General features: G+C 27.7%; 1 protein-coding gene. It reads right to left on the bottom strand.

Features of this window, described 5'->3' with window-relative positions; all coding sequences use genetic code 11:
* The coding region (locus JG676_RS07780; protein WP_200217866.1) for a DUF2920 family protein at positions 1–546 on the bottom strand (546 nt) is incomplete at both ends.

Here is a 546-nt window from a genome sequence, read left to right on the forward strand (position 1 = left end):
ATTCTTGTCTAAATAAAGCTTTATCAGTCATTCTTAATCCGTGTTCTAAACTTTTAATTAATTTTCCATCTATTTGATCTTCACTCTCTATTAAATGTAAAGTTGTATCAAAGCCTAGGTTTTTATAGATTTTATGAAGTTCTATTTTATCTTTAGCAGGAGCACCAATATCTTTTGCACTATGATAATGAATATAGATTATATTAGGATTTAATTTTTGCTGGATTAAAAGATGATTTGAATTTAAAATTGAACGTATTATATAATTTTCATCATTTAAATAAAAAGGTGAATTTATATTGCGTGTCCAATATTTTTTTACATAACAATTTAAATCTACATTTTCCATAGTAAATACAAATTCAGGAATTTCAGTTTCTCTTCCTAAAATATGCCGTATATGAGGCATAGTAATTGCAGAATTATCAACCACCCCATCCACATACCAAGGAGCAATCTTAGCTATAAGTAAGGATAAGTATCCACCATAAGACCCCCCCCCGTAAATTTTAGGTAAATTTGTAAATTCAGGATAGTTTTTAACTA

It is taken from the genome of Campylobacter sp. 2018MI34 (assembly GCF_016598975.1).
GTDB lineage: Bacteria > Campylobacterota > Campylobacteria > Campylobacterales > Campylobacteraceae > Campylobacter_D.